Here is a 21,787-nt window from a genome sequence, read left to right as displayed (position 1 = left end):
TCATGACACTTCGCATCCAGCGCATTCCTTCCGCCACGCCCGCAGCCGCGCTCGGCGCACGCGCCGCCGCAATCGTGCTCGCGCTGCTGACGGCCGGGCTGGTGCTTGCCGCGAGCGGCGCCGATCCCATAAGGCTGGCGTCGCAGGTGATCGGCTCGACCTTCGGGTCGAGCTTCGGCCTGGAGGATGTCGGGCTGCTCGTCACGCCGCTGATCCTCACCGGCCTGTCGGTGGCGGTCGCGCTCAAGATCGGTGCCTGGAACATCGGCGCCGAGGGGCAATTCTATGCCGGCGCCTTCGCCGCCACCGCCGTTGCGCTGTTCGTGCCCGGCCCGAGCGTGGTCATGCTGCCGCTGATGTTCCTCGCCGGCGCCCTGGGCGGGCTGGTCTGGATCCTTGTCCCGACGCTGGCGCGCGCCTACGCCGATGTCAGCGAACTGATCACGACGCTGCTGCTCAATTTTGTCGCCACGCTGATGGTCTACTACGTCTCCACCGGTCCGTGGCTCGACCCCAGCGGCCATGCACTGGCGACGACGGCGCGGCTGTCGCACGACATTCCGGAATTCTGGGGCATCGTGCATTGGGGCTTTCCGCTCGCCATCCTGCTCACCGTTCTCGTTGCCGCCGTCCTCAACTTCACCCGCTGGGGCTACGAGGTCCGCATCGCCGGGTCCAATCCGCAGGCCGCGCACTATGCCGGCATGCCCTTCCGCCGCCGCCTGATCGTGGTGATGCTGCTGTCGGGCGCCATCGCCGGCGTGGCCGGAATGTTTGAGGTTACCGGCACGGTGCACCGGCTGCAGGGCGGCATCTCCAACAATTTCGGCTATCTCGGCATCATGGTCGCGGTCCTGGCCCGCGGCTCGGCGCTCGGCGTGCTCGCGGGGGCGGCGCTGATGGCGGTGATCCTCAATTCGGGGATCATCCTGCAGACGCAGGGCATCACCGTGTCGACCGTCCTGGCGATCACCGGCCTGATCCTGTTCTTCACCGCCATCGGCGACGAGTTCGCCCATTACCGGATCATCCGGACAAGACCCGCGGGAGCTTGAGAAGACCATGGATCTGATCGCGGGCCTTCTGCAAACCTCCATCCTCGCCGGCGGCGTGCTGGCGCTCGCCGCGCTCGGCGAGGTGCTGGCCGAGCGCGTCGGCGTCGTCAATCTCGGCGTCGAGGGGCTGATGGCGCTGGGGGCGATCACCGGCATCGCCACGGTGGTCGCGGTGCCGAGCCCGACGCTCGGCTTCCTGCTGGCGCTGCTCGTCGGGCTCCTCTTCGGCATGATCTTCGCGACGGCGACGGTCCATGTCCGCGCCAACCAGGTGCTGTGCGGCCTGGCGCTCACGCTCATCGGCACCGGGCTGGCAGCCACCATCGGCAAGGCCTATTCCGGCATGCCGGCGCCGGCGACCTTCGCGCCCATCGCCATCCCCATTCTCAGCGACATACCACTGGTCGGGCGAGCGTTGTTCACCCAGAACATCCTCGTCTACCTGATCTACATCGTCCTGCCGTTCGCGCTGCATCATCTGATGTTCCGCACCCGCCACGGGCTGGATCTCAGGGCGGTCGGCGAGAATCCGGCAGCCGCCGATGCCGCCGGCATCCCGGTGCAGAAGATCAGGTTCTGGTACGTGTCGGCCGGGGCCGCGCTGGCCGCCGGTTCCGGCGCCTACCTGACGCTCGCCTTCGTGCCGTCCTGGTCGGAGGGCGTGGTGGCAGGCCGGGGCTGGATCGCCGTATCGCTGGTCATCTTCGCCGGATATCGCCCGCTCAACGCGGTGCTCGCGGCCCTGCTGTTCGGCCTGATCACCTCGCTCGGCTTCGTCGGCCAAGCGCGCAACTGGCCGATCGCCGCGCCCTTCCTGTCGATGCTGCCCTATCTCGGCACCATCGCGCTGATCATCGTGCCGGTGCTCGCCTGGCACAAGGTCAGGCGGCTGATGGCGGCGCCTGCCGCTCTTGGCGCGCCCTATTATCGCGACGTGCGGTGAGCGGCGAAAAGATGCACTAAGCGCGCGGGTATCCCGGCAAGGGCATCGAAATTCGCTGTGACAGCCGCCGCGCAATGGCGCACAATCCCGCTCCCTGCCGGAGCCGTGCCATGCCTGTCGATGCCGCAGCCCTGATCGCCCGCTTCCTGCTCGCCTGCGTATTCCTGCCCAACGGCATCATGAAGCTCACGGACATCCCGGCAACCGCCGGCTATTTCGCGGGGCTCGGCCTGCCGGCGCCGCTGGCGCTCGCCTGGGCGGCGGGGCTGTTCGAGCTGATCGCCGGCCTGTGCGTGGTGGCGGGGTTGCAGACCCGCATCGCGGCAGTGTTGCTCGCCGCGTTCTGCCTCATTGCCGGAGCGCTCGGTCATGCCGGCCAAGGCGGCGACGATCCGGCGCTGGGCTTCATGCACATGCAGGCGCTGCTCAAGGATATCGGCCTCGCCGGCGGCTTCCTGGCCCTCGCATTGGCCGGCCCCGGGCGGTTCTCGATCGACGCGGCGCGGCCTTAGCCCCGCGCCGAGACAAACGACATTCAAGTCGCCCGGCCGGGAAATGGCAGCTACTTTCCTCGCCTGCGTCGCTTTTTCATGGTGCCGATTTGGCAAACTACATAGAATGGACCGTCGCCCCGGTCTCCAGTGGCATACGGGGCGCTTGAAAGAGCAGATCATGCTTTCGCCGACTGTGGGGAGGCATGGCATGACCGCCAATGGGATGGCGAATTCCGCCGAGTTGCGCATCCTGACGAAAGCCGTCGACGATTACTGCCGCGAGCACCGGGTTGCAGACGGTCCGGCGCGCGACCACATCGCGTACCTGGTCATGCAGCTTTTCCGGCAGGGCGCGATCGATCCCCTGCAACTCGAGGAGGGCCTGGACGCGATCATCGAAGCCAACGCGACGGTATCCGCCCGCCCTCGGACACAACGCCCCTCATAGGCGGGCGACAGCCCGGCCGCCATTCCACCGCAAGACGCCCCGCTACTCCCCGATCGCAAGCTCCAGCTTGCGGCCGGTCACGCGGGCAAGGTGGCCGAGCCGTCCGGCGGGGCGTTCGCCGGCAAGGCCCGCCAGATCCCTCGGCACCACCAGGGCCAGGGCGCCGTTCGCGCGGGCTTCCCATCTGAGCCGGGGGATGACGCCCGGCATCGATGCCGAAAGCAGGTAAACCACACGCATCATCGCGCCCAGCAGGCGCGCGCGCTCAAGGTAGCGCGGCGTCGCCAGTTTTGCGATCTCGGCGACTCCGGAATCCTGGAAGACGCCCTCGTGGCGGAAATAATTGGTCAGCGCCAGGAAAGCGCGGCCGGGATGGTCGACGCCGATGAAGGAGGCGTGCGCGATGATGTTGAGCGACTGGGTGCCGCGGTATTCGGGATGGGCGCGCCAGCCGATGTCGGCCAGCAGGCACGCCGCCCGCCGGTAGCGCGTCTCCTCCTCGGTCTCGTCGAGGCCGAAGGCGGCGAAGGAGTAGCCCGTCCATTCCGCCAGTTCGCGCGCATGCGTGACCGAGCGGGCCCTGAGCAGCGCAAGTTCCTCCGAAGCCGAGATGAGCGGGTCGGCGCGCTGCTCCTGCGCCGACAGCAGCGAATAGAGAAAACCCTCGCGCACGCCGAGCGCCGAGACAACGATCTTCGATGGCTTCATCGCCGCGATGATCTCCAGCAGCACCGCCGCGCCATAAGGCAGCAGCGCCCGCCGGTTCTTCGAGACGCCCTCGATGCCCTTGATCTTCTCGACCTCGCCCCTGGCGACCTGGCGCAGGAAGGAAAGAGAGCTTTCGATGCCCATCTCGTAGTGGTGCATCACCGCCAGCGGATAGCTGGTGGCGTTCATGTGCAGCCGCGCCAGATTTCGCCAGGTGCCGCCGACCGCATAGAAGGCGCGTCCCTCCCCCGCCTTGAGCAGCTTCGCCCTGGCAAGCTCGTCGCGGGCGATCTTCGCGGCGGCGGCAAGCGAATTCTTCGCCATGTCCTGCAGCCTGAGGCCGCCGAGCGGCAGGGTGATGCCGTCGCCGATCCGATCGCCGTCGACATCGACCAGTTCCAGGCTGCCGCCGCCGAGATCGCCGGCGATTCCCTGGGCCGGATGGAAGCCGGAGACCACGCCTAGAGCCGAATAATGAGCCTCCTCGCGGCCGCTGAGCACACGGATGCCGGTTCCGAGGATCTCCTCGGCCCGGTGGATGAAATCCGGGCCGTTGACGGCCTCGCGCGCCGCCGCCGTGGCGATCACATAGGGCTCACCCGCCCCTGCCTGTTCCGACAAGGCGCGGAAGCGGCGGAACTCATCGACGGCGCGGGTGACGCCCTCGGGATCGAGCTTGCCGGTGGAGACGATGCCGCGACCGAGACCGGCCAGCATCTTCTCGTTGAAGAGCACCGTGGGCGACCGGGCGATCCCCTCATAGATGACGAGGCGAATCGAGTTCGACCCGATGTCGATGATGGAGACCGGACTGCGATCCTGCAGCCGACCCTGCGATTGCGACTGCATCAGGTGGCGGTCGCAGCCGCCTTCTTGCGACGACGGAACGGAGCGATCTGCTTGGGAGCGTGGCTCTTGAGCGCAACGCCGCGCCCGGACAGGCTGGGATTGGTCATGAAATATTCCTGGGCGTTGAACGGTTCCTCGCCCTCGTCCGGCGCGATCCGCCGCGAGGTGCCGTCAGGCAATACTTCAAAGCTCTGCTGGTTGTCCATGATGTTGCCGAGCATGATCTGGCCCAGCACCTGTTCATGCACAGTGGGATTGGTGATGGGCACCAGGGTCTCGACGCGGCGGTCGAGATTGCGCGGCATCATGTCGGCCGAGCTGATATAGAGGATGGCCTCGTCGTCCGGCAGGCCGTGGCCGTTGCCGAAGCAGAAGATGCGGCTGTGTTCGAGGAAACGGCCGACGATCGACTTCACCCGGATGTTGTCGGACAGGCCCGGCACCTGCGGCCTGAGGCAGCAGATGCCGCGCACCACGAGGTCGATCTCGACGCCGTTGCGACTCGCCTCGTAGAGCGCGTCGATGACCGTCGGATCGACGAGCGAATTCATCTTCATCCAGATGCGCGCCGGGCGCCCGCCGCGGGCGTGCTCGATCTCGTCGGCTATGTGCTTGAGAATGCGGCTGCGCAGCGTCAGCGGCGACATGGCGATCGCCATCTCCTCGGCAGGCTCGGCATAGCCGGTGATGTAGTTGAAGATGTGGGCGACGTCGCGGGCGATGCGCGGGTCGGTCGTGAAGAACGACAGGTCGGTGTAGATGCGCGCGGTGATCGGATGGTAGTTGCCGGTGCCGAGATGCACGTAGTTGCGCAGCCGGCCGTCCTCGCGGCGCACCACCAGCGACATCTTGGCATGGGTCTTCAGCTCGAGGAAGCCGAACACCACCTGCACGCCGGCGCGCTCCAGGTCGCGCGCCCAGCGGATGTTGGCTTCCTCGTCGAAGCGCGCCTTGAGCTCGACCAGCGCGGTGACCGACTTGCCGGCCTCGGCGGCATCCACCAGCGCGCGCACGATCGGGCTGTCGTTGGAGGTGCGGTAGAGCGTCTGCTTGATCGCGACGACGTCCGGATCGACGGCGGCCTGGCGCAGAAACTGCACCACCACGTCGAAGGACTCGTAGGGATGGTGGACGACGATGTCCTTCTCGCGGATCGCCGCGAAACAATCGCCGCGATGCTCGCGGATGCGCTCGGGAAAGCGCGGATTGTACGGCACGAACTTCAGGTCGTCGCGGGCGACGGCGACGATCTCGGAGATCTGGCCGAGCGCCAGCGGACCGTCGATGACGCTGATGCGGCTCGACGACACGCCGAGTTCGCCGGCGACGAAATCGCGCAGTTCCGCCGGCATCCGGCCGTCGAACTCGATGCGGATGACCGAGCCGCGCCGGCGCCGCTTCAGCGCCGTCTCGAACAGCCGCACCAGATCCTCCGATTCCTCCTCGACCTCGATGTCGCTGTCGCGGATGAGGCGGAAGGTGCCGGAGCCTTGCAGCTCGTAGCCCGGAAACAGCCGGCCGATGAAGATGCCGACCGCCTCCTCGAGCGGGATGAAGCGCACCTTGGACTTGCCGTTGGCCGACTTGCCGTCCGGCAGCCGGATGTAGCGCTTCAGCGCCACCGGCAGCCTCAGCAGGGCGTTCATCTCCTCGCGATCCTTCAGATGCCTCAGCTGGAGAGCGATCGAGAAGCCGAGATTGGGAATGAACGGGAACGGATGCGCGGGGTCGATCGACAGCGGCGTCATCACCGGAAAAATCTGCTCCTGGAAATGGTCCTCCAGCCAGGCCTGCTCCTCCCTGGTCAGCGCCTCGGCCGTCAGGGTCTCTATTCCCTCGGCCTTCAGCAGCACCATCAGCGCGGCGAGGCTGGTCTGCTGGTCCTCCTGCAGGCGGCTGACCTCGAGCAGCAACTGCTCGAGCTGCTGCTCGGGCGTGCGCCCGTCGGGGCTGCGCAGCGTGATGCCCTCGCGCACCTGGCCGGCGAGGCCGGCGACGCGCACCATGAAGAACTCGTCGAGATTGGCGGCGGAGATCGACAGGAAGCGCACGCGCTCCAGCAGCGGATGATGATCGTTCTGCGATTCCTCCAGCACCCGGCGGTTGAACTGCAGCCACGAGAACTCGCGGTTGACGAAACGGTCGGGATTGCCCGCGGCCGCGTCGCCCGCCGGCACCTCGGCGGTCGCGAACTCGGTCTGCAATGGTCTCAGTTCGTTCATGGCGGCAAAACCCCGGCTATCGCCCGCACCTAACGCGGCAAGCCTACCTCCTGACAGGCGAATGTGACAGTTTGATTTCAGAAAGCGCAAGACGATTGGCGGACGGCATCGAGCCTGATAAGAGGCTGCCAGAACTTTCAGGAGACAGCGATGGCCGGCGGTTCCATTCCCCATTTCCAGAACGACGCGGGGCATGCGGCGATCGACATCGGCGTCAAGGAGTTCATGTGCGTGGGCGCCAATCCGCCCTTCGACCATCCGCATGTCTTCCTCGACATGGGCGCCGAGGACGAGAAGGTCTGCCCCTACTGCTCGACGCTCTTCCGCTACGACCCGGCGCTGAAGGCGACCGAGACGCGCCCCGACGGCTGCTTTTACCACCAGCGTTCGGCAGCCTGACCCACGGCCCGGCGGGGCCGCGGTGCCCGTCGACCACCCGTCCGACATCATCGTCGCCGGCGCCGGCATCGCCGGGCTTACCGCGGCGCTCGCCTTTTCCACACGCGGCTTTCCCGTCCGGGTGTTCGAGCGCTCGCCGGAACTGCGCGACATCGGCGCCGGGCTGCAACTCTCCCCCAACGCGACGCGCATCCTCGGCCGGTTGGGCGTGCTTGGCGACATCGAAGCCGTCGCCGTCCGTCCGCCCGCCATCGTGCTGCGCCGTGCCAGGGATCTGCGGGAACTCGCCCGCGTCCCGCTCGGCGAGCAGGCGGAAGCGCGCTGGGGGGCGCCTTATCTGGTCGTCCACCGCGCCGATCTACAGGCGGTACTGCTGGCGGCGATCGCGCGCCACGGCACGATCAGGATCGAGACCGGCGCCACTGTGCTCGGCATGACGGCCGGCGCTGATGGCGCGGCGACGTCCGTTCAAACCGGCGACGCCGTGCACGGCGGTCCCTTGCAGACCGTCGTGGGCCGGCTGGTCGTCGGCGCCGACGGCGTGTGGTCCGGGCTGCGCCAAAAGATGCACCCGGCGGGTGGCATGAGCCGCTTTGCAGGCCATGTCGCCTGGCGCCGTACGCTCTCCGCCAACCATCCGCTGGCCGCCGGCCTGTCGCTCGGCAGCGCGGTCAACGCCTTCCTGCATCCGGGCTTTCACCTCGTCGCCTATCCGGTGCGGGCCGGCGCCGAAGTCAACCTCGTGGCCTTCACGCCGGGCAGGAGCCTGGCCGAGGACTGGTCCGCCAAAACCGACCCGGAGCCGCTGCGCCGGGCGATGGAGCATACGGCACGCCCCCTCGCCGCGCTCGCCGACGACGACGCGGCATGGACGGCGTGGCCGATCCATACCGCCGACGACAACCATCGCTGGACCGATCCCGGCGGCCTCACGCTGATCGGCGACGCGGCGCATGCGATGACGCCGTTCGCCGCGCAGGGGGCGGCTATGGCGATCGAGGATGCGGACACGCTTGCCGCCTTCGTCGCGGCGCGGCCGGACAGGCTTGCCGAGGCGCTGGCGGACTGGGAGGCGTCACGCCGCCCGCGCATCAGCCGCGTCGCCCGGCGCGGCGCCTTCAACCGCTTCGTCTGGCATGCGGCTGGGCCGGTCGCGCGGGCGCGCGATCTCGCGCTCGCCCTGCGGGCGCCCGAAAAGCTGATGGCCGATCTGGATTGGCTCTACGGGCCGGAGAACAAGCCCGGCTGAGCACCGGCCTCAATTGTACAGGTCGAGCGACCAGCGCAGCGTCGCCGGCAACGGACTCCACAGGCCGGTGGTGATGCCTGCCTCGCGCAAGGCGCGGGCCGTCCAGGTGTTGCAGCCGAGCAGCGCGGTGAAAGTGCCGTCGGCCTCGTAGAACTTGTCGAAGCGGCCGTAGCCGACGCCCGGAATGATCAGCGGCCCTTCGGCGTCGTCGAAAAAGCTGTCGCGAATGAAGGCCAGCATCGCGGTGAACTGCCGCTCGTCGACCTCGAAGCCGGCGACATCGGGATGCGGCTCGGCGATGGCGCCGGCGATGTCGATGTGCATGGCCGCGCGGTCGAGCGTCAGGCCGCGCAGCAGGGGCAGCGGCCGCAACTGATCCCAGGTCGGCGTGGCGATGTAGAACTCGCGGCTGCCGCGGCCGAACACGAGATACTTGACCTCCGGCGCGTCGAGCGGCATGCCGTCGCGCAGGAGGAAGCCGAACGTCTCCACCACCTCGTCGTCCACCGGCACGGCGATGTCGGTGTGGATCGGGTTGGACAGCACAAGAATCCGGCGCGTCTTCGGCCCTTCGTCGGCCGCCACCCCGAGCAGCGGCCGCGGCACCAGCGCGCCCAGCGCGACCACCGCCGCGAACAGGCCGACGGCCCACGCCATCATGCGGAAAAGCCGCCTCATTCCCATCTCCTATCCGCGCGATTCGCAGGCCCGCACAGGAAAAACCCGGCGATTGCGCCGGGCTCAAGGCAATTCCGTCGTCGGCCGCCTAGTGCAGGATCTGGCTGAGGAAGAGTTTCGTCCGCTCGTGCTGCGGATGGTCGAAGAACTCGGCCGGCGTGTTCTGCTCGACGATCTGGCCTTGGTCCATGAAGATGACGCGGTTCGCCACCTTCCTGGCAAAACCCATCTCGTGGGTGACGCACAGCATGGTCATGCCTTCTTCCGCCAGGCCGACCATGGTCTCCAGCACTTCCTTGATCATCTCGGGGTCGAGGGCCGAGGTCGGCTCGTCGAACAGCATGATGCGCGGGTTCATGCACAGCGAGCGGGCGATCGCCACGCGCTGCTGCTGGCCGCCGGAGAGCTGGCCGGGATATTTGTTGGCCTGCTCGGGGATCTTCACCCGCCGCAGGAAGTGCATGGCGGCCTCCTCCGCCTGCTTCTTCGGCACCTTGCGCACCCAGATCGGCGCCAGCGTGCAGTTCTCGAGGATGGTGAGATGCGGGAACAGGTTGAAGTGCTGGAACACCATGCCGACCTCGCGGCGGACCTCGTCGATCTTCTTGAGATCGTTGGTGAGCTCCTTGCCATCGACGACGATCTTGCCCTTCTGATGCTCCTCCAGCCGGTTGATGCAGCGGATCATCGTCGACTTGCCCGAGCCGGACGGGCCGCAGATGACGATGCGCTCGCCGCGCATCACCTTGAGGTTGATGTCCTTCAGCACGTGGAAGTCGCCGTACCATTTGTGCATGCCGGCGATCTCGATCGCCACGTCCGTGTCGGAGACGTGCATCTTCTTGACGTCGACCTTGATCTCTTCGGCGCTGACAGCGTTTTCGATCGCCATTGATAGTCGTCCCTTGTTATCGCTTGTGGCCGGTGTCGAGACGCCGCTCCATGTAGATGGAATAGCGCGACATGCCGAAGCAGAATATCCAGAATACGAAGCCGGCGAAGACCAGCCCGCTCATCGGCGTCTGGGCGGACGCCCAGGTGGCGTCGGCGAAGTTCTGCCGGACGATGCCGAGCAGGTCGAACATGCCGATGATGTAGACCAGGCTGGTGTCCTTGAACATGCCGATGAAGGTGTTGACGATGCCGGGGATGACCAGCTTCAGCGCCTGCGGCAGGACGATCAGCCCGGTCTTCTGCCAGTAGGTCAGGCCGAGCGAGTCCGCGCCCTCGTACTGCCCCTTGGGGATCGCCTGGAGGCCGCCGCGGATCACCTCGGCCATGTAGGCGGAGGCGAACAGCGCGACGCCGATCAGCGCCCGCAGGAACTTGTCGAAGGTCATGCCGGCCGGCAGGAACAGCGGCAGCATGACGCTCGCCATGAACAGCACCGTCACCAGCGGCACGCCGCGCACCGTCTCGATGAAGATGACGCAGACCGCCTTCACCACCGGCAGGCGCGAGCGGCGCCCGAGCGCCAGCAGGATGCCGAGCGGCAGCGACACGGCGATGCCGACCGTCGACAGCACCAGCGTCACCAGCAGGCCGCCCCAGAGCTGCGTCTCGACATAGGGCAGGCCGAAGGCACCGCCGACCAGCAGGAAGAAGGCGACGAAGGGGAAGACTAGGAAGAGAAGGATGGCGTTCAGCCCCTTGCGGGGTATGCGCGGGACCATCAGCGGCACCAGCAGCGCCACGAACATCACCGCCACCAGGATGACGCGCCAGCGCTCGCTGTCTGTATAGCGGCCGAACATGAACTGCGCGAACTTGGCGTTGATAAAGGCCCAGCAGGCGCCCGACCAGCCCTCCGGCTGGCTGCCGCCCTGCGCGACGGTGGCGCAGACCGCCCGGTCGGCGCCGGTCCACTGCGCGCTGAACAGCACCCAGTTGAGGATCGGCGGCAGCACCAGTGCGACGACGATCAGGCCGACCAGCGTCAGCAACCCGTCGAGCGGCGTCGCCACCAAATTCTTGCGCAGCCAGGCGACGGCTCCGCGCTCGCGCGCCGGCGCCTTTTGCGCCAGCGCCATCTCGGTACGGACCCAGGAGAGATCGTGTTCCTGCATCTATCTCTCCACCAGCGCCATCTTGGCGTTGAACCAGTTCATGAAGGCGGAGGTCGCGAGGCTGATGCCGAGATAGATCACCATCCACACCGCGACGATCTCTATGGCCTGGCCGCTCTGGTTGAGGATGGTGCCGCCGACGGCCGTCAGGTCGGGATAGCCGATGGCGATGGCCAGCGACGAGTTTTTTGTCAGGTTGAGATACTGGCTGGTGAGCGGCGGAATGACGATGCGCATGGCCTGCGGCACCACCACCAGCCTGAGCGCCTGGCCGGAGCGCAGGCCGAGCGCGAAGGACGCCTCGCTCTGCCCCTTGCTGACGCCGAGGATGCCGGCCCGGACGATCTCGGCGATGAAGGAGGCGGTGTAGAAGGACAAAGCGAGATAGAGCGACAGGAACTCCGGCGTCACGGAGAAACCGCCGGTGAGGTTGAAGGTCTGCTTCTGCGGATAGTCGAAGCTGAGCGGCATGCCGGCGGCGAAATAGGCAAGCAGCGGCAGGCCGACGATCAGGCCGAGATTCGTCCACATGACCGGGAACTGCTGGCCGGTCGCCTCCTGGCGCTGGCGGGCGCGGCGGGCGACGAATACCGCCATGACGACGGCGAGCGTCAGTCCGAGCGGGATCAGCCAGGCGCCGTCGCCCCAGATCGCCTTGGGCAGATAGAAGCCGCGCTGGTTCAGATAGGCGCCGAAGGGCAGCGCGATGCTGTCGCGCGCCGCCGGCAGCACCGAGATGACGCCGAAATACCAGAAGAAGATGACCAGCAGCGGCGGAATATTGCGGAACACCTCGACATAGACGAGCGCGATCTTGCGGATCAGCCAGTTGTTGGAGAGCCGCGCGATGCCGACGACAAAGCCGATGACCGTGGCGGTGACGATGCCCGCGGCCGCGACCAGCAGGGTGTTGAGCAGGCCGACCAGAAGGGCGCGCGAATAGCGCGAATCGGAGGTGTAGGCGATCAGGCTCTGGCTGATGTCGAAGCCGGCCCGCTGATTCAGGAAGGCGAAGCCCGACGAAATGTTGAGCCGTCGCAGATTGTCGACCGTATTGCCGACGATCCAGTAGATGAACAGCACGAGCAGGACGAACAGGACGATCTGATAGAGGATGCCGCGCACGCGCGGATCGTTGAGGACCGACGACCGCGGCGCGGCCGTCCTTCCGAATGCGTCTTGCGAGGCCATAATGGTCTCCCTTCGATGGAGACCGGGAGGTGTGGACCGCCTCCCGGATCGCCCGGCCTCAGCGGATCGGAATTGCGTATTGGATGCCGCCCTTGGTCCAGAGGGCGTTGAGGCCGCGCGCGATCTTCAGCGGGCTGCCCTGGCCGATGTTGCGCTCGAAGACCTCGCCGTAATTGCCCACACCCTTGACGATGTTGACGACCCAGTCCTCGGACAGGCCGAGGCCGGCGCCGAGCTTGCTGTCGGCCTCCTGGCCGAGCACGCGCTTGATGTCGGGATTGGGCGAGGCCTTCATCTCCTCGACATTGGCCTGGGTGATGCCGAGTTCCTCGGCCAGCACCATCGCGTTCAGCGTCCATTTGACGAGGTCGAACCACTGGTCGTCGCCCTGGCGCACGGCCGGGCCGAGCGGCTCCTTGGAGATGATCTCCGGCAGCACGACGTGATCGTCGGGGGCCGCCAGCGTCAGGCGGATCGAATAGAGGCCGGACTGGTCGGTGGTGTAGGCGTCGCAGCGGCCGGAGTCGTAGGCGGCGTTGACCTCCTCCAGCTTCTCGAACACGACCGGATTGTATTCGAGGTTGTTGGCCTTGAAATAGTCGGCGAGATTGAGCTCGGTGGTGGTGCCGCTCTGCACGCAGACGGAGGCGCCGGAAAGCTGCAACGCCGAGTTGACGCCCGGCAGCTTCTTGCCGTTGATCATGAAGCCCTGGCCGTCATAATAGTTCACGCCGGCGAAGTTGAAGCCCAGCGAGGTGTCGCGGCTCAGCGTCCAGGTGGTGTTGCGCGCCAGCAGATCGATCTCGCCCGACTGCAGCGCGGTGAAGCGCTCCTTGGCATTCGTCGGCGTGAACTTCACCTTGGTCGGATCACCGAAGATGGCAGCGGCCACGGCCCGGCAGAAATCAACGTCGAAGCCGGTCCATTCGCCCTTGTCGTTGGGCGCCGAGAAGCCGGCGAGCGCCGTGTTCACGCCGCACTGCACGAAGCCCTTCGCCTTCACGTCGTCCAGCGTGGCGGCGGACGCGGCAGAGGCCGCCATTCCGAGCGCGGCCGCGCCGAGAATGACCTTCACAGTGTTTTTCATGTTTTCGAACCCTTTTCTGCTTTGGCGGGATTCCATCCCGATTTCCCCTGCGAGGTGGCGTTTTTCGCTCCGGCCCATCTCCGGAACGCCGCATCTTTGACCCCGTTTGCGCATCGAAGGCGATAATTTCGGCGAGGTCAAGCGGAATGACCGGATGCCGCAAGGTCAGGAAATCACTTGTCGCGGAGCGGCCGCCGCGTGGCATGCCTTGGCGCCGAGGACGCTTTCCCGAACCACATATTCCCGCGAGGCGGGAGCGGCGCGCCTCGGCGCAATCGCTTGGCCCCGGACTGGCGGGCGATCACGGTTGCGCCCGGAGGGCGGCAGCCGTAAGGCTGGTCGCGCGATCGGACGACAAGGACGGAAAATGGCAGGCCGCGACGACACCCCCCAAGGCATCAACACGAAGCTGGCGCATGCCGGCAACGATCCGCGCGACTTCTTCGGTTTCGTCAACCCGCCGGTGGTGCACGCTTCGACCGTGCTCTTTCCCGATGCAGCCACCATGGCCGAGCGCAACCAGAAATACACATACGGCACGCGCGGCACCCCGACCACCGATGCGCTGACTTCGGCCATCGACGTACTGGAGGGCTCGGCCGGCACCATCGTCGTGCCGTCCGGCCTCGCCGCGGTGACCGTGCCGCTGCTCGCCTTCCTCTCGTCGGGCGACCATCTCCTGATCACGGATTCCGTCTACCACCCGACCCGAAACTTCGCTGACACAATGCTCAAGCGGCTCGGTGTCGAGGTCGAGTACTACGATCCGCTTGTGGGGGCCGGCATCGGCCGGCTGATGAAGCCCAACACGAAGGTCGTCTTCACCGAGTCCCCGGGCTCCAACACGTTCGAGATGCAGGACGTCCCGGCGATCGCGAAGACTGCCAAAGCGCGTGGGGCTGTGGTCATGATGGACAACACCTGGGCGACGCCGCTCTTTTTCCGGCCGCTCGACCACGGCGTCGATATCTCGATCCATGCGGCAACCAAATACCCGGCCGGCCATTCCGACGTCCTGATCGGCACGGTCTCGGCCAATAAGGCGCATTGGGAAACGCTTTGTGAGACGTTCAACACGCTCGGCTGCTGCTCCGGGCCGGACGACGTCTACCAGACCCTGCGGGGGCTTCGCACCATGGGCGTGCGGCTGCAGCGCCATCAGGAGAGCGCGCTGACGCTCGCCCGCTGGCTGGAGGAACAGCCCGGCATCGCCCGCGTGCTGCACCCTGCCCTGCCCAGCCATCCCGGTCATGCGATCTGGAAGCGCGATTTTTCCGGATCGAGCGGCATCTTCTCGATCGTGCTCGTCGGCGGCGTTCGCCAGGCCCACGCCTTCCTCGACGCGCTGAAAATCTTCGGCCTGGGCTATTCCTGGGGCGGCTTCGAAAGCCTCGCCGTGCCGGTGCGGCTCACCGACCGCACCATCGCCACCGGCCAGTATGACGGGCCGGTGCTGCGCCTGCAGATCGGCCTGGAGGACGTCGACGACCTCAAGGCCGATCTGGAGTGCGGGCTGGCCGCGGCGGCCGCGGTATAGAAGCGGCGCCAGAGCGCCATTCGATCACCAAGCCGGCTTTCTGACCTTCGGAAACGCGTACAAACAGGACCGGCCCCGGATCAGGCCGTGGTCCATCGCGCGCGGCGGTGAAGTCCGTCATCGTTGCAACGACTGAACAGCACCCGGCCGGGTTCCCGTGCATTTCCGTTCCAGCATGAATGCTCAACGCGGACTTTCCGCGTTTCCGGCGACACAGTCCAGAAACAAGGCAAGGGCAGGTTAGCCACAAACAGATTTTCGAACTGCATGCCGCATTGTTTTCGCATTCGACCACTGCGAGGCGATCATGGCGAAATTCTACGGAACCAACTCGGACGACAAATTCATCGGGCCGAACGAGGTCAACTACTACTATTTCGAGACCGGCGAACTCTCGTCGAACGATGTCATTATCGGAGGAACTGCTGCCGACGAGATCCACTTCTCAGGCGGCCAGCTGCTTGCCTGGGGCAGCTGGAACGCCCTGGCCAATGTGAGCAGCGTCGAATTCCTCTATTTCGATGATCTCGGCGATATCGTCGCGATCCCCGACAGCATGGTGACCTCGACACCCGGCACGGCGGTCTATCGCCTGATCACGCGTGGCGGCGGCGGATGGGACACCATCGACGCCTCCGATGTAACCTCCCCTCTGCCGATCTGGATCGAGGGCGAGGACGGCAACGACAGATTACCGGCGGCGGCAGCGGCAGCAAGTACACCGGCGGCGAAGGAGACGACCGGTTTTACCTTGGTTCCGGCATCGAAGAGGCGCTCGGCGGGGATGACGACGACGATTTTTCCGGTTCCGTCGCTGAGATTGACGGCGATACGATCGACGGCGGTGCGGATTACGACACGCTCGTCATGCTGTCGGCCGGAACGTTCACGCTCGCAATGACCGGCATCGAATCGATGCTCCTGGTCAGCGCGGTCAACGACGTGACCATCGAAAGCAGCAAATATTACGGCGGCAGCGACGTGACCGTCCATGTAGAGGGCGGTGCCTTTGCCGACCACATCGACGTCGATTCTCTAGACAGCCCGTTTTATCAGCACGGCTGGGAGCATTTTCTCATAGAAGCCAATGGTGGCAACGACGTGCTGAGCGGCGGCAACGGCGATGACAGACTGGACGGCGGCGCAGATTCGGACAGCCTTGCCGGCGGCGACGGCGACGACACACTAACCGGCGGCGGCCAGGCCGATATCCTTGCGGGCGGCGACGGCGACGACATTTATGTCGGCGTCGAAAGCGGCGACCTCGTCAACGAGATTCTCAGCGACGGCACCGACACGGTGCAGACCGCGCTGGCCGTCTTCACCATGCCAGTCAACATCGAGATCCTCGACTACACCGGAACCGCCGCCATGAAGGCGACCGGCAATTCGAGCGCCAACACCATCGAGGGTACCGGCAAGGGCGACACGATGTATGGCCGCGACGGCAAGGACGTCTTGACCGGCCTCGGCGGCAACGACGTGCTGCAAGGCGAAAACGGCGACGATACGCTGGACGGGGGCGAGGGCGTCGATACCCTGCGTGGCGGGAAGGACAAGGATACACTTTACGGCGGTACCGAGATGGATACGCTGTACGGCGACGGCGAGGACGACACGCTTTACGGGGGACTCGGCGACGACGTGCTCAATGGCGGCAACGGCAACGATTTCCTGCAGGGCGACAGCGGTCGCGATACGCTCAACGGCGGCAGCGGCATCGACACCGCGAGCTATCAGTTTCCGGTATCCGGCGTGGATGTCGATCTGGAGCGCGCGGTCGACCAGACCCAGGGGGTCTACGTCAATCAGCTCTCCGGGATCGAGAACGTCATCGGCACATATGATGGCGACATCATCCAGGGCGACGCCAATGCCAACATTCTGGAGGGAGAAGACGGGAACGACACGCTTGCCGGCCGCGACGGCGCCGACACGCTATATGGCGACGACAATGACGACATCCTGCTGCCCGGCACAGGCAACGACACCGCTTATGGCGGCGCGGACACCGACACCGTGGATTACAGCTTCTCGGTCGCGGACGTCGTTTCCACCTACACGACCGGCATCACCATCGCCGACGGCGACGACATCGGCTACGACGTGCTCACCAGCGTCGAGATCATCATCGCCGGGAGCGGCGACGACGCGCTCTACAACTGGGCGGAAGCGCACGGCAAGGCGGGCAACGACGTCTTCAAAGCCAACAACAGCATCAACGCCTTCCATGGCGATGAAGGCATCGACACGGTCCTCTATTCCGACGCACTCGGTACGACGGATCTGCTGGTCGATCTCGAGGATGCAGCGCTCAACCGACAGGCCGCGGCTGGCGACACGCTCGATTCGATCGAGAACGTAAGCTACCTGGGCACCAACCGCGCCGATCTCTTCGGCGACGCCAACAACAACCGGCTCGAGATTTGGGGATCGGTCAGCCAGGCGTTCGGTCGCGGCGGCGACGACACGCTCGTGGCCGCCGGTTTCGCCGATATTCTCGACGGCGGCGAAGGCTACGACACCGTAGACTACAGCGGAAGCGCAACGGGCGTGACGATCACGCAGGTTGGTTCCGTCCTGCAGGGCGCCGACGGCGCGGCAGGCGACGGCGCCGTGAACGTGGAAGCCGTGATCGGCTCCGCCCACGCAGACGTGATGACGGTGCTCGACGCAGGTTTCGCGCTCTCGGGGCTCGACGGCACGGATACGCTGATCGCCGGCACCGGGGACGACACGCTCGAAGGCGGGGAAGGCAACGACACGCTGGAGGGCGGCGATGGGGCCGACACGCTCGACGGCGGCGACGATTTCGACGCCATCACCTACGCCAACGTGGCGACGGTGCGCATCAAGCTTGCCCTCGACGCCTCCTTTGCCGCCGAAGGCGAGGCGGCGCTCGACACCATCGTGTCGATCGAGCGGGTCACCGGCACGAAATTCGGCGACGTGCTGCGCGGCGACGCCGCCGTCAACCGGCTCCTCGGCGGCAGCGGCAACGACACGCTGCAAGGCATGGAGGGCAACGACACGCTGCTTGGCGGCACCGGTGCCGACGCGCTGACCGGCGGGGGCGGCAATGACGGCTTCGACTACACCTCGACGGCCCATGGCGGCGACACGATCAGGGACTTTTCGCCGAGCGGGGCGGGCAACGACGACTACTTCCGCTTCACCGGCTCCGTCTTCGGCGGGCTGCCTGCCGGCGCACTGGCAGCCAACCGGTTCCTCGCCAGCACGACGGGCACCGCAACCACAGCCGATCATCGCTTCCTCTACGAGACCGACACCGGAATCCTGCGCTACGACGCCGACGGCAGCGGCGCGGGAGCGGCGATCGTGATCGCGACACTCACCGGAGCGCCGACAGTCGCGGTGGCCGACTTCGTCATCATCTAGCGGACGCCTCGGCCGCCTGCGACAGTCACGAGATCGCTGCGACGGTTTTCCGCTTGCGCGAAGCCGTCCGCTTCACTAGGGGTTCCGACCATCGGAGTGTAGCGCAGCCTGGTAGCGCACCTGATTTGGGATTTGGTATCCGAAACGCTCCGTTTTCCTCCTAAGTACCTGAATTTCCTTCCGCATACTCCAAAATCGCCTTCGGAAAATAGGGTGGCTTGCCGAGTTTTTCGGCACATTTCGGAAACACAAAAAGCGTTCACTGCAAGCGGGCCGCATAGTGACGCGCCTCAACCAGGAGTGGTCCTGCTAAGGGCGGCGCCATGACGTGGTAAAGTTAAGAAGTCGGATAACCGCGAATGTATCGATACAGCGGACACCGAGGCTCGTGCAAACGTCTGGTACATGGCGGTTTGCCCTTCGTCTGCCCGGCTTTGACACCTCAGTGGTCACCACGCAACGGTCGGCTGGATTGCGCAGTGCAGCGGCGATCAAAAACGGGTCGCGCCCTACAATCTCGATCTCCTGGTCGTCAAGATCGGGCGCATAGCCTTGTTCGATCACGCGCTGGACCAGGGCGAGATCGGCATCCTTGGCAAGTAGCAGTGCGTCGAGATGATCGTGATCCGACATCCAGTCAGCAAGATCGTCGGACCTGTCCCGTATTTCCTCAACCAGTTCCAGAGGCATCTTGATTTGGCCGGTCTGGCCCATGTGAACGAGCCAATCCCAGAACTCAGGCACGCGCTCTAGCGGGTAGTAGAGCCGGTTCGCCGTGATCAGGACGTTGGCGTCGAGCAGGTGCAGCAACCATTACCCCTGCGCCAAGCGAAGAGGACCGGTGCTGCCTCGGTCGCTGCTTACCATGTTGTAGACGTTGGACGGCTTGACGCCAAGCAACTTGGCCGCCTTCGAGGGTGCTAATGCCTGCGCCGACAGCATCCGTCTCGTCAGGGACAGCAGAGCCTCACCCACGCGATGCCGCCGAACGACATAATAGTTCGGTCCTCCATCTCGATCCCTGTTCCGTTCCCGGCGGTCATCGCGAGCCTGCCGCCACTGCGCCCTGAACAACGTACTCAGACCGCTCCATATCTCGCGGTCGATGATGTTCTCGCGGAAGAGCTTGTAGGCAACCATCGAGCGGCTGACGTTGCGGGCCTCCGCGAAGTCGTTGATGGCTGTCACGGCCTCCTCGAACGACCGGCCCCGCAGATAAGCCAGGGTCGCGATCTCATCCCGAGGCAGGAAGAAGCGGCCAGCAACGTCGTTGCAGAACCGCTCCACGGCATTCGCCGCACCCGTCCCGCTGACGCCAGTCTGGCCTAGCCAGATGTGGCACAATTCGTGCAGCAGCGTGAACGCCCAAGCCTTCTCGCTGTCCTGATCGTTGATGACGATGAACGGTGCCACCTCGTCCGCGAGAGCGAACCCGCGGAACATCTCCACGTCCAAGCTGGTGTGGTGGCTTCCCAGATTGCCGATGAGGAGTACATACACGCCTGCCCTTTCCGCCTGCTCCCTCAGATAGGCGAAGCCATTCGGCCCACCGTTGCGCCCTTTGCGGCCACGAAACTGCTCAAGATCGAGATCGAGCGTCTCACGGATCGACTGGAGCACAGCCTCAACGCCATCGCGCATCGACATCGAGCCGACGAACGGCAGGTGGACAGCTTCGTCCTCGTCCTCAAGAAGCGTCCGAACCATTTCCTGCCGGGCGCGCACATCACGGATCAGCGCATCAACTAGGGCGTCTTGCGTCCGCGAGTGCTCCAGTGGCAGCGTGCGGAAGTCCTCACCGCGTTCGGCAGTGCGCGGGACTGACGACAGATAAAATGCAAGCAGGGGACGGCGGTACTGCTTCGACATTCGCACGAGCAGAGGTCGGGAAGGCTCGGACGCACCCACCTCGTAGGCGGCGAGGCGCTTGTCGCCCGAGAGACCTCGTGCCTCGTTCAGGTTGAGCTTCTCCGCTGCCTCTTCGAGCGTCAGTCCGGCGGTCTCACGTGCCCACCTGAGGATGTCTGGGTTCACACTCGGCATTGGTTCTATGTAGCTATTTCTTTCGAGGTGGCCACTTGCCGAGCCGTTTGGTCAGGTTCTCGACGTAGCTCCATCCATGTTCTCGCGATCGAGTTTCCGAACTGAGTATCTTTTCTTCGATGGCCCGTGTCAGGCTTTGCTCGCGTTTCGAGCGTCGAGCACGAGCCGCATTATCGGTCGCCATGCTCTCGGCGATAACGCGCAATGCGGCCTGAGTTATGTCTTTCTCCTCGACGTCATAGTCGTCCAAGCCTTCGGTATCGAACGCCATCTGGTGCAGTTCCCTCAGAGCGCCGTCAAGCACCGGGCCTATGGGAACCTGGCTCTGTTGGACATGCTCAAGAAACCTGAAGAACTGCTGGGTCAACTGATACGACCCGTCGCCAGAAGCAAGGCTCCGCAGCAGGACGACTACGAAACCCTCGAAGTGCTGCTGCGCAATTTCGCGTTCCCAGGCCCTCGGCTCACCACCGCCTTCTATGACAGTGAAATCCGGCATCGAGTTCTCCTCAAGGCATCTACGCGGTCGCGACGCTATCTGCTGCCCACGCAAACACACGCTGCTGCTGTTCGCGGAGGAACTCCTGCTCGTCGGTTACGGTGTAACCGAGGCCACGCGCCGCTTCTATGAAGCCCTTGAGCGTGGTCGGCTCCATGTCACCGGCCGCAACGTTCTGCTGGTTGACGACGATGGCGCTGAGCAGCGGCCATCCCTTGCCATGCGCGTAGTCGATCAGGTCGCCGAGATGCGTGTTGACGGCATAGCGGACTTTCGACCAGTCCGATCCGCTGGCGTCAGCCAGTTCCTTGTAGGACAGAAACCGCCTTTCGGCTGCCGCCTTGCGGATCAGGTCGAAGGACTTATGAAAGTTGAGCCCTTGCCCCTTCCGGCGCGTAAGCTCCTCCATTGCGGCGAGATAGTATGCCTCGTGCAATTTGCCGTTTTTTCGGTGGTTGTCGATGACGTTCCGCAACTGCTGGTCGCTGTGATCCTCAATGGGCTTCGGCATGGTTTGTAAGTCCGTGTTAGCGCACCGCTAGATCTACCATTACGCCGTCATGATCGCTCAAGCGGTTGCCGCCATGGCATCGAGACAGGCCCCGAACGCCTTCCAATATCAGATCCGTTGAACCCGCGACGTGGCAGACGCCAGGAACTTCTAAACCTGACAACAGGCCCTTGGTCCAAAATGCCAGACTGCTCAGCGTCTCCTGGAGTTCAGCATACACCTTGAGGGGCGCTCTGAGACGGGGCACGGCTTGATTGAAATCACCGACGACGATCTTTGGACCGTGCGCTGCCTCTCGCAGCAGAACCGACAATGCGGAAAGGTAGAGTGAGTGGTCCTCCCACAGTCGTCGGTCGCGTCGGCCGCTTGACACATGTGAGGCTGGCCAGGGCACACATACGCCGATCAC

General features: G+C 65.2%; 20 protein-coding genes. 9 read left to right on the top strand and 11 right to left on the bottom strand.

The annotated features are described in order from the left end of the window. Nucleotides 1–2: 2 nt before the first annotated feature. The 4 genes from AC5JDC_RS01930 to AC5JDC_RS01915 all read left to right on the top strand — a co-directional run bounded on the left by AC5JDC_RS01930 (nucleotide 3) and on the right by AC5JDC_RS01915 (nucleotide 2,940). Nucleotides 3–1,055, top strand: a complete 1,053-nt coding sequence (locus tag AC5JDC_RS01930; protein ID WP_495838632.1) for an ABC transporter permease — start codon at nucleotides 3–5, stop codon at nucleotides 1,053–1,055. A gap of 7 nt (nucleotides 1,056–1,062) precedes the next feature. Continuing rightward, the gene (locus AC5JDC_RS01925) at nucleotides 1,063–1,998 is read left to right on the top strand and encodes an ABC transporter permease (protein WP_495838630.1); all 936 of its coding nucleotides are present in this window, start codon (nucleotides 1,063–1,065) and stop codon (nucleotides 1,996–1,998) included. A 110-nt stretch (nucleotides 1,999–2,108) separates the two neighbouring features. Then, nucleotides 2,109–2,510: a DoxX family protein gene (locus AC5JDC_RS01920; protein WP_495838628.1), complete on the top strand. Its 402-nt coding sequence runs from the start codon at nucleotides 2,109–2,111 to the stop codon at nucleotides 2,508–2,510. A 190-nt stretch (nucleotides 2,511–2,700) separates the two neighbouring features. Then, nucleotides 2,701–2,940: a hypothetical protein gene (locus tag AC5JDC_RS01915; RefSeq protein WP_133170082.1), complete on the top strand. Its 240-nt coding sequence runs from the start codon at nucleotides 2,701–2,703 to the stop codon at nucleotides 2,938–2,940. Between the two features lie 42 nt (nucleotides 2,941–2,982). Here AC5JDC_RS01915 and ppx read toward each other — a convergent pair whose 3' ends face one another. Together ppx and AC5JDC_RS01905 are read right to left on the bottom strand one after the other, a co-directional pair. After that, nucleotides 2,983–4,497, bottom strand: a complete 1,515-nt coding sequence (gene ppx / locus AC5JDC_RS01910) for an exopolyphosphatase (RefSeq protein ID WP_495838625.1) — start codon at nucleotides 4,495–4,497, stop codon at nucleotides 2,983–2,985. Next, nucleotides 4,497–6,719, bottom strand: coding sequence for an RNA degradosome polyphosphate kinase (locus AC5JDC_RS01905; protein ID WP_495838623.1), 2,223 nt, complete (start codon nucleotides 6,717–6,719; stop codon nucleotides 4,497–4,499). The genes ppx and AC5JDC_RS01905 overlap by 1 nt, the downstream gene beginning before the upstream one ends. A 150-nt stretch (nucleotides 6,720–6,869) precedes the next feature. Between AC5JDC_RS01905 and AC5JDC_RS01900 the strand changes: the two genes are divergently transcribed. Both AC5JDC_RS01900 and AC5JDC_RS01895 read left to right on the top strand, forming a co-directional pair. Next, the gene (locus AC5JDC_RS01900) at nucleotides 6,870–7,118 is read left to right on the top strand and encodes a zinc-finger domain-containing protein (protein ID WP_495838621.1); all 249 of its coding nucleotides are present in this window, start codon (nucleotides 6,870–6,872) and stop codon (nucleotides 7,116–7,118) included. Nucleotides 7,119–7,140: 22 nt separating this feature from the next. Continuing rightward, on the top strand, nucleotides 7,141–8,367 hold the full coding sequence (locus tag AC5JDC_RS01895) for an FAD-dependent monooxygenase (protein ID WP_495838619.1): 1,227 nt from the start codon (nucleotides 7,141–7,143) through the stop codon (nucleotides 8,365–8,367). Between the two features lie 9 nt (nucleotides 8,368–8,376). Here the strand turns inward: AC5JDC_RS01895 and AC5JDC_RS01890 are convergent, their stop codons facing one another. The 5 genes from AC5JDC_RS01890 to AC5JDC_RS01870 all read right to left on the bottom strand — a co-directional run bounded on the left by AC5JDC_RS01890 (nucleotide 8,377) and on the right by AC5JDC_RS01870 (nucleotide 13,389). Beyond that, the gene (locus AC5JDC_RS01890; RefSeq protein ID WP_495838617.1) at nucleotides 8,377–9,045 is read right to left on the bottom strand and encodes a TIGR02117 family protein; all 669 of its coding nucleotides are present in this window, start codon (nucleotides 9,043–9,045) and stop codon (nucleotides 8,377–8,379) included. A gap of 88 nt (nucleotides 9,046–9,133) precedes the next feature. Further along, the gene (locus tag AC5JDC_RS01885) at nucleotides 9,134–9,937 is read right to left on the bottom strand and encodes an amino acid ABC transporter ATP-binding protein (RefSeq protein WP_106772075.1); all 804 of its coding nucleotides are present in this window, start codon (nucleotides 9,935–9,937) and stop codon (nucleotides 9,134–9,136) included. Nucleotides 9,938–9,953: 16 nt separating this feature from the next. Next, nucleotides 9,954–11,111 (bottom strand): amino acid ABC transporter permease, encoded by a 1,158-nt coding sequence (locus tag AC5JDC_RS01880; RefSeq protein ID WP_495838614.1) that lies wholly within the window; start codon nucleotides 11,109–11,111, stop codon nucleotides 9,954–9,956. Continuing rightward, complete coding sequence (locus AC5JDC_RS01875) at nucleotides 11,112–12,302, bottom strand: amino acid ABC transporter permease (protein WP_495838612.1); 1,191 nt, start codon at nucleotides 12,300–12,302, stop codon at nucleotides 11,112–11,114. Nucleotides 12,303–12,360: 58 nt separating this feature from the next. Further along, nucleotides 12,361–13,389, bottom strand: a complete 1,029-nt coding sequence (locus tag AC5JDC_RS01870) for an amino acid ABC transporter substrate-binding protein (protein WP_495838610.1) — start codon at nucleotides 13,387–13,389, stop codon at nucleotides 12,361–12,363. 367 nt (nucleotides 13,390–13,756) lie between these two features. On the opposite strand from AC5JDC_RS01870, the gene AC5JDC_RS01865 reads away from it, so the two are divergent. The 3 genes from AC5JDC_RS01865 (at nucleotide 13,757) to AC5JDC_RS01855 (ending at nucleotide 18,325) form a co-directional block, all read left to right on the top strand. Further along, on the top strand, nucleotides 13,757–14,926 hold the full coding sequence (locus AC5JDC_RS01865; protein WP_495838608.1) for a cystathionine beta-lyase: 1,170 nt from the start codon (nucleotides 13,757–13,759) through the stop codon (nucleotides 14,924–14,926). Between the two features lie 307 nt (nucleotides 14,927–15,233). Then, nucleotides 15,234–15,827 carry a hypothetical protein gene (locus AC5JDC_RS01860; RefSeq protein WP_495838606.1) on the top strand — a complete coding sequence of 198 codons (594 nt, stop codon included), beginning with the start codon at nucleotides 15,234–15,236 and terminating at the stop codon, nucleotides 15,825–15,827. Beyond that, complete coding sequence (locus tag AC5JDC_RS01855; RefSeq protein WP_495838604.1) at nucleotides 15,794–18,325, top strand: calcium-binding protein; 2,532 nt, start codon at nucleotides 15,794–15,796, stop codon at nucleotides 18,323–18,325. Before AC5JDC_RS01860 ends, AC5JDC_RS01855 begins: the two co-directional genes overlap by 34 nt. Before the next feature lie 309 nt (nucleotides 18,326–18,634). Here the strand turns inward: AC5JDC_RS01855 and AC5JDC_RS01850 are convergent, their stop codons facing one another. Genes AC5JDC_RS01850 through AC5JDC_RS01835 form a run of 4 tightly spaced genes read right to left on the bottom strand, consistent with a single transcriptional unit; the run spans nucleotide 18,635 to nucleotide 21,378 of the window. Next, nucleotides 18,635–19,135 carry a DUF4411 family protein gene (locus AC5JDC_RS01850; RefSeq protein WP_495838602.1) on the bottom strand — a complete coding sequence of 167 codons (501 nt, stop codon included), beginning with the start codon at nucleotides 19,133–19,135 and terminating at the stop codon, nucleotides 18,635–18,637. 3 nt (nucleotides 19,136–19,138) lie between these two features. Continuing rightward, nucleotides 19,139–20,368 (bottom strand): ImmA/IrrE family metallo-endopeptidase, encoded by a 1,230-nt coding sequence (locus AC5JDC_RS01845; protein WP_495838600.1) that lies wholly within the window; start codon nucleotides 20,366–20,368, stop codon nucleotides 19,139–19,141. 13 nt (nucleotides 20,369–20,381) lie between these two features. After that, nucleotides 20,382–20,867 (bottom strand): hypothetical protein, encoded by a 486-nt coding sequence (locus tag AC5JDC_RS01840; RefSeq protein WP_495838598.1) that lies wholly within the window; start codon nucleotides 20,865–20,867, stop codon nucleotides 20,382–20,384. A gap of 19 nt (nucleotides 20,868–20,886) precedes the next feature. Continuing rightward, a complete protein-coding gene (locus AC5JDC_RS01835; protein ID WP_495838596.1) occupies nucleotides 20,887–21,378 on the bottom strand; it encodes a hypothetical protein in 492 nt (163 codons plus the stop codon). Nucleotides 21,379–21,787 lie beyond the last annotated feature (409 nt).

Source organism: Kumtagia sp., assembly GCF_059502445.1.
This window is presented reverse-complemented; position numbering and strand designations above follow the sequence as displayed.

Bases quoted from the DNA above. Each gene is read 5' to 3' on its own strand.
- AC5JDC_RS01930 (WP_495838632.1), top strand. From the start codon at position 3: ATGACACTTCGCATCCAGCGCATTCCTTCCGCCACGCCCGCAGCCGCG.
- AC5JDC_RS01925 (WP_495838630.1), top strand. From the start codon at position 1,063: ATGGATCTGATCGCGGGCCTTCTGCAAACCTCCATCCTCGCCGGCGGC.
- AC5JDC_RS01920 (WP_495838628.1), top strand. From the start codon at position 2,109: ATGCCTGTCGATGCCGCAGCCCTGATCGCCCGCTTCCTGCTCGCCTGC.
- AC5JDC_RS01915 (WP_133170082.1), top strand. From the start codon at position 2,701: ATGACCGCCAATGGGATGGCGAATTCCGCCGAGTTGCGCATCCTGACG.
- ppx (WP_495838625.1), bottom strand. From the start codon at position 4,497: ATGCAGTCGCAATCGCAGGGTCGGCTGCAGGATCGCAGTCCGGTCTCC.
- AC5JDC_RS01905 (WP_495838623.1), bottom strand. From the start codon at position 6,719: ATGAACGAACTGAGACCATTGCAGACCGAGTTCGCGACCGCCGAGGTG.
- AC5JDC_RS01900 (WP_495838621.1), top strand. From the start codon at position 6,870: ATGGCCGGCGGTTCCATTCCCCATTTCCAGAACGACGCGGGGCATGCG.
- AC5JDC_RS01890 (WP_495838617.1), bottom strand. From the start codon at position 9,045: ATGAGGCGGCTTTTCCGCATGATGGCGTGGGCCGTCGGCCTGTTCGCG.
- AC5JDC_RS01885 (WP_106772075.1), bottom strand. From the start codon at position 9,937: ATGGCGATCGAAAACGCTGTCAGCGCCGAAGAGATCAAGGTCGACGTC.
- AC5JDC_RS01880 (WP_495838614.1), bottom strand. From the start codon at position 11,111: ATGCAGGAACACGATCTCTCCTGGGTCCGTACCGAGATGGCGCTGGCG.
- AC5JDC_RS01875 (WP_495838612.1), bottom strand. From the start codon at position 12,302: ATGGCCTCGCAAGACGCATTCGGAAGGACGGCCGCGCCGCGGTCGTCG.
- AC5JDC_RS01870 (WP_495838610.1), bottom strand. From the start codon at position 13,389: ATGAAAAACACTGTGAAGGTCATTCTCGGCGCGGCCGCGCTCGGAATG.
- AC5JDC_RS01865 (WP_495838608.1), top strand. From the start codon at position 13,757: ATGGCAGGCCGCGACGACACCCCCCAAGGCATCAACACGAAGCTGGCG.
- AC5JDC_RS01860 (WP_495838606.1), top strand. From the start codon at position 15,234: ATGGCGAAATTCTACGGAACCAACTCGGACGACAAATTCATCGGGCCG.
- AC5JDC_RS01855 (WP_495838604.1), top strand. From the start codon at position 15,794: ATGCTGTCGGCCGGAACGTTCACGCTCGCAATGACCGGCATCGAATCG.
- AC5JDC_RS01845 (WP_495838600.1), bottom strand. From the start codon at position 20,368: ATGCCGAGTGTGAACCCAGACATCCTCAGGTGGGCACGTGAGACCGCC.
- AC5JDC_RS01840 (WP_495838598.1), bottom strand. From the start codon at position 20,867: ATGCCGGATTTCACTGTCATAGAAGGCGGTGGTGAGCCGAGGGCCTGG.
- AC5JDC_RS01835 (WP_495838596.1), bottom strand. From the start codon at position 21,378: ATGCCGAAGCCCATTGAGGATCACAGCGACCAGCAGTTGCGGAACGTC.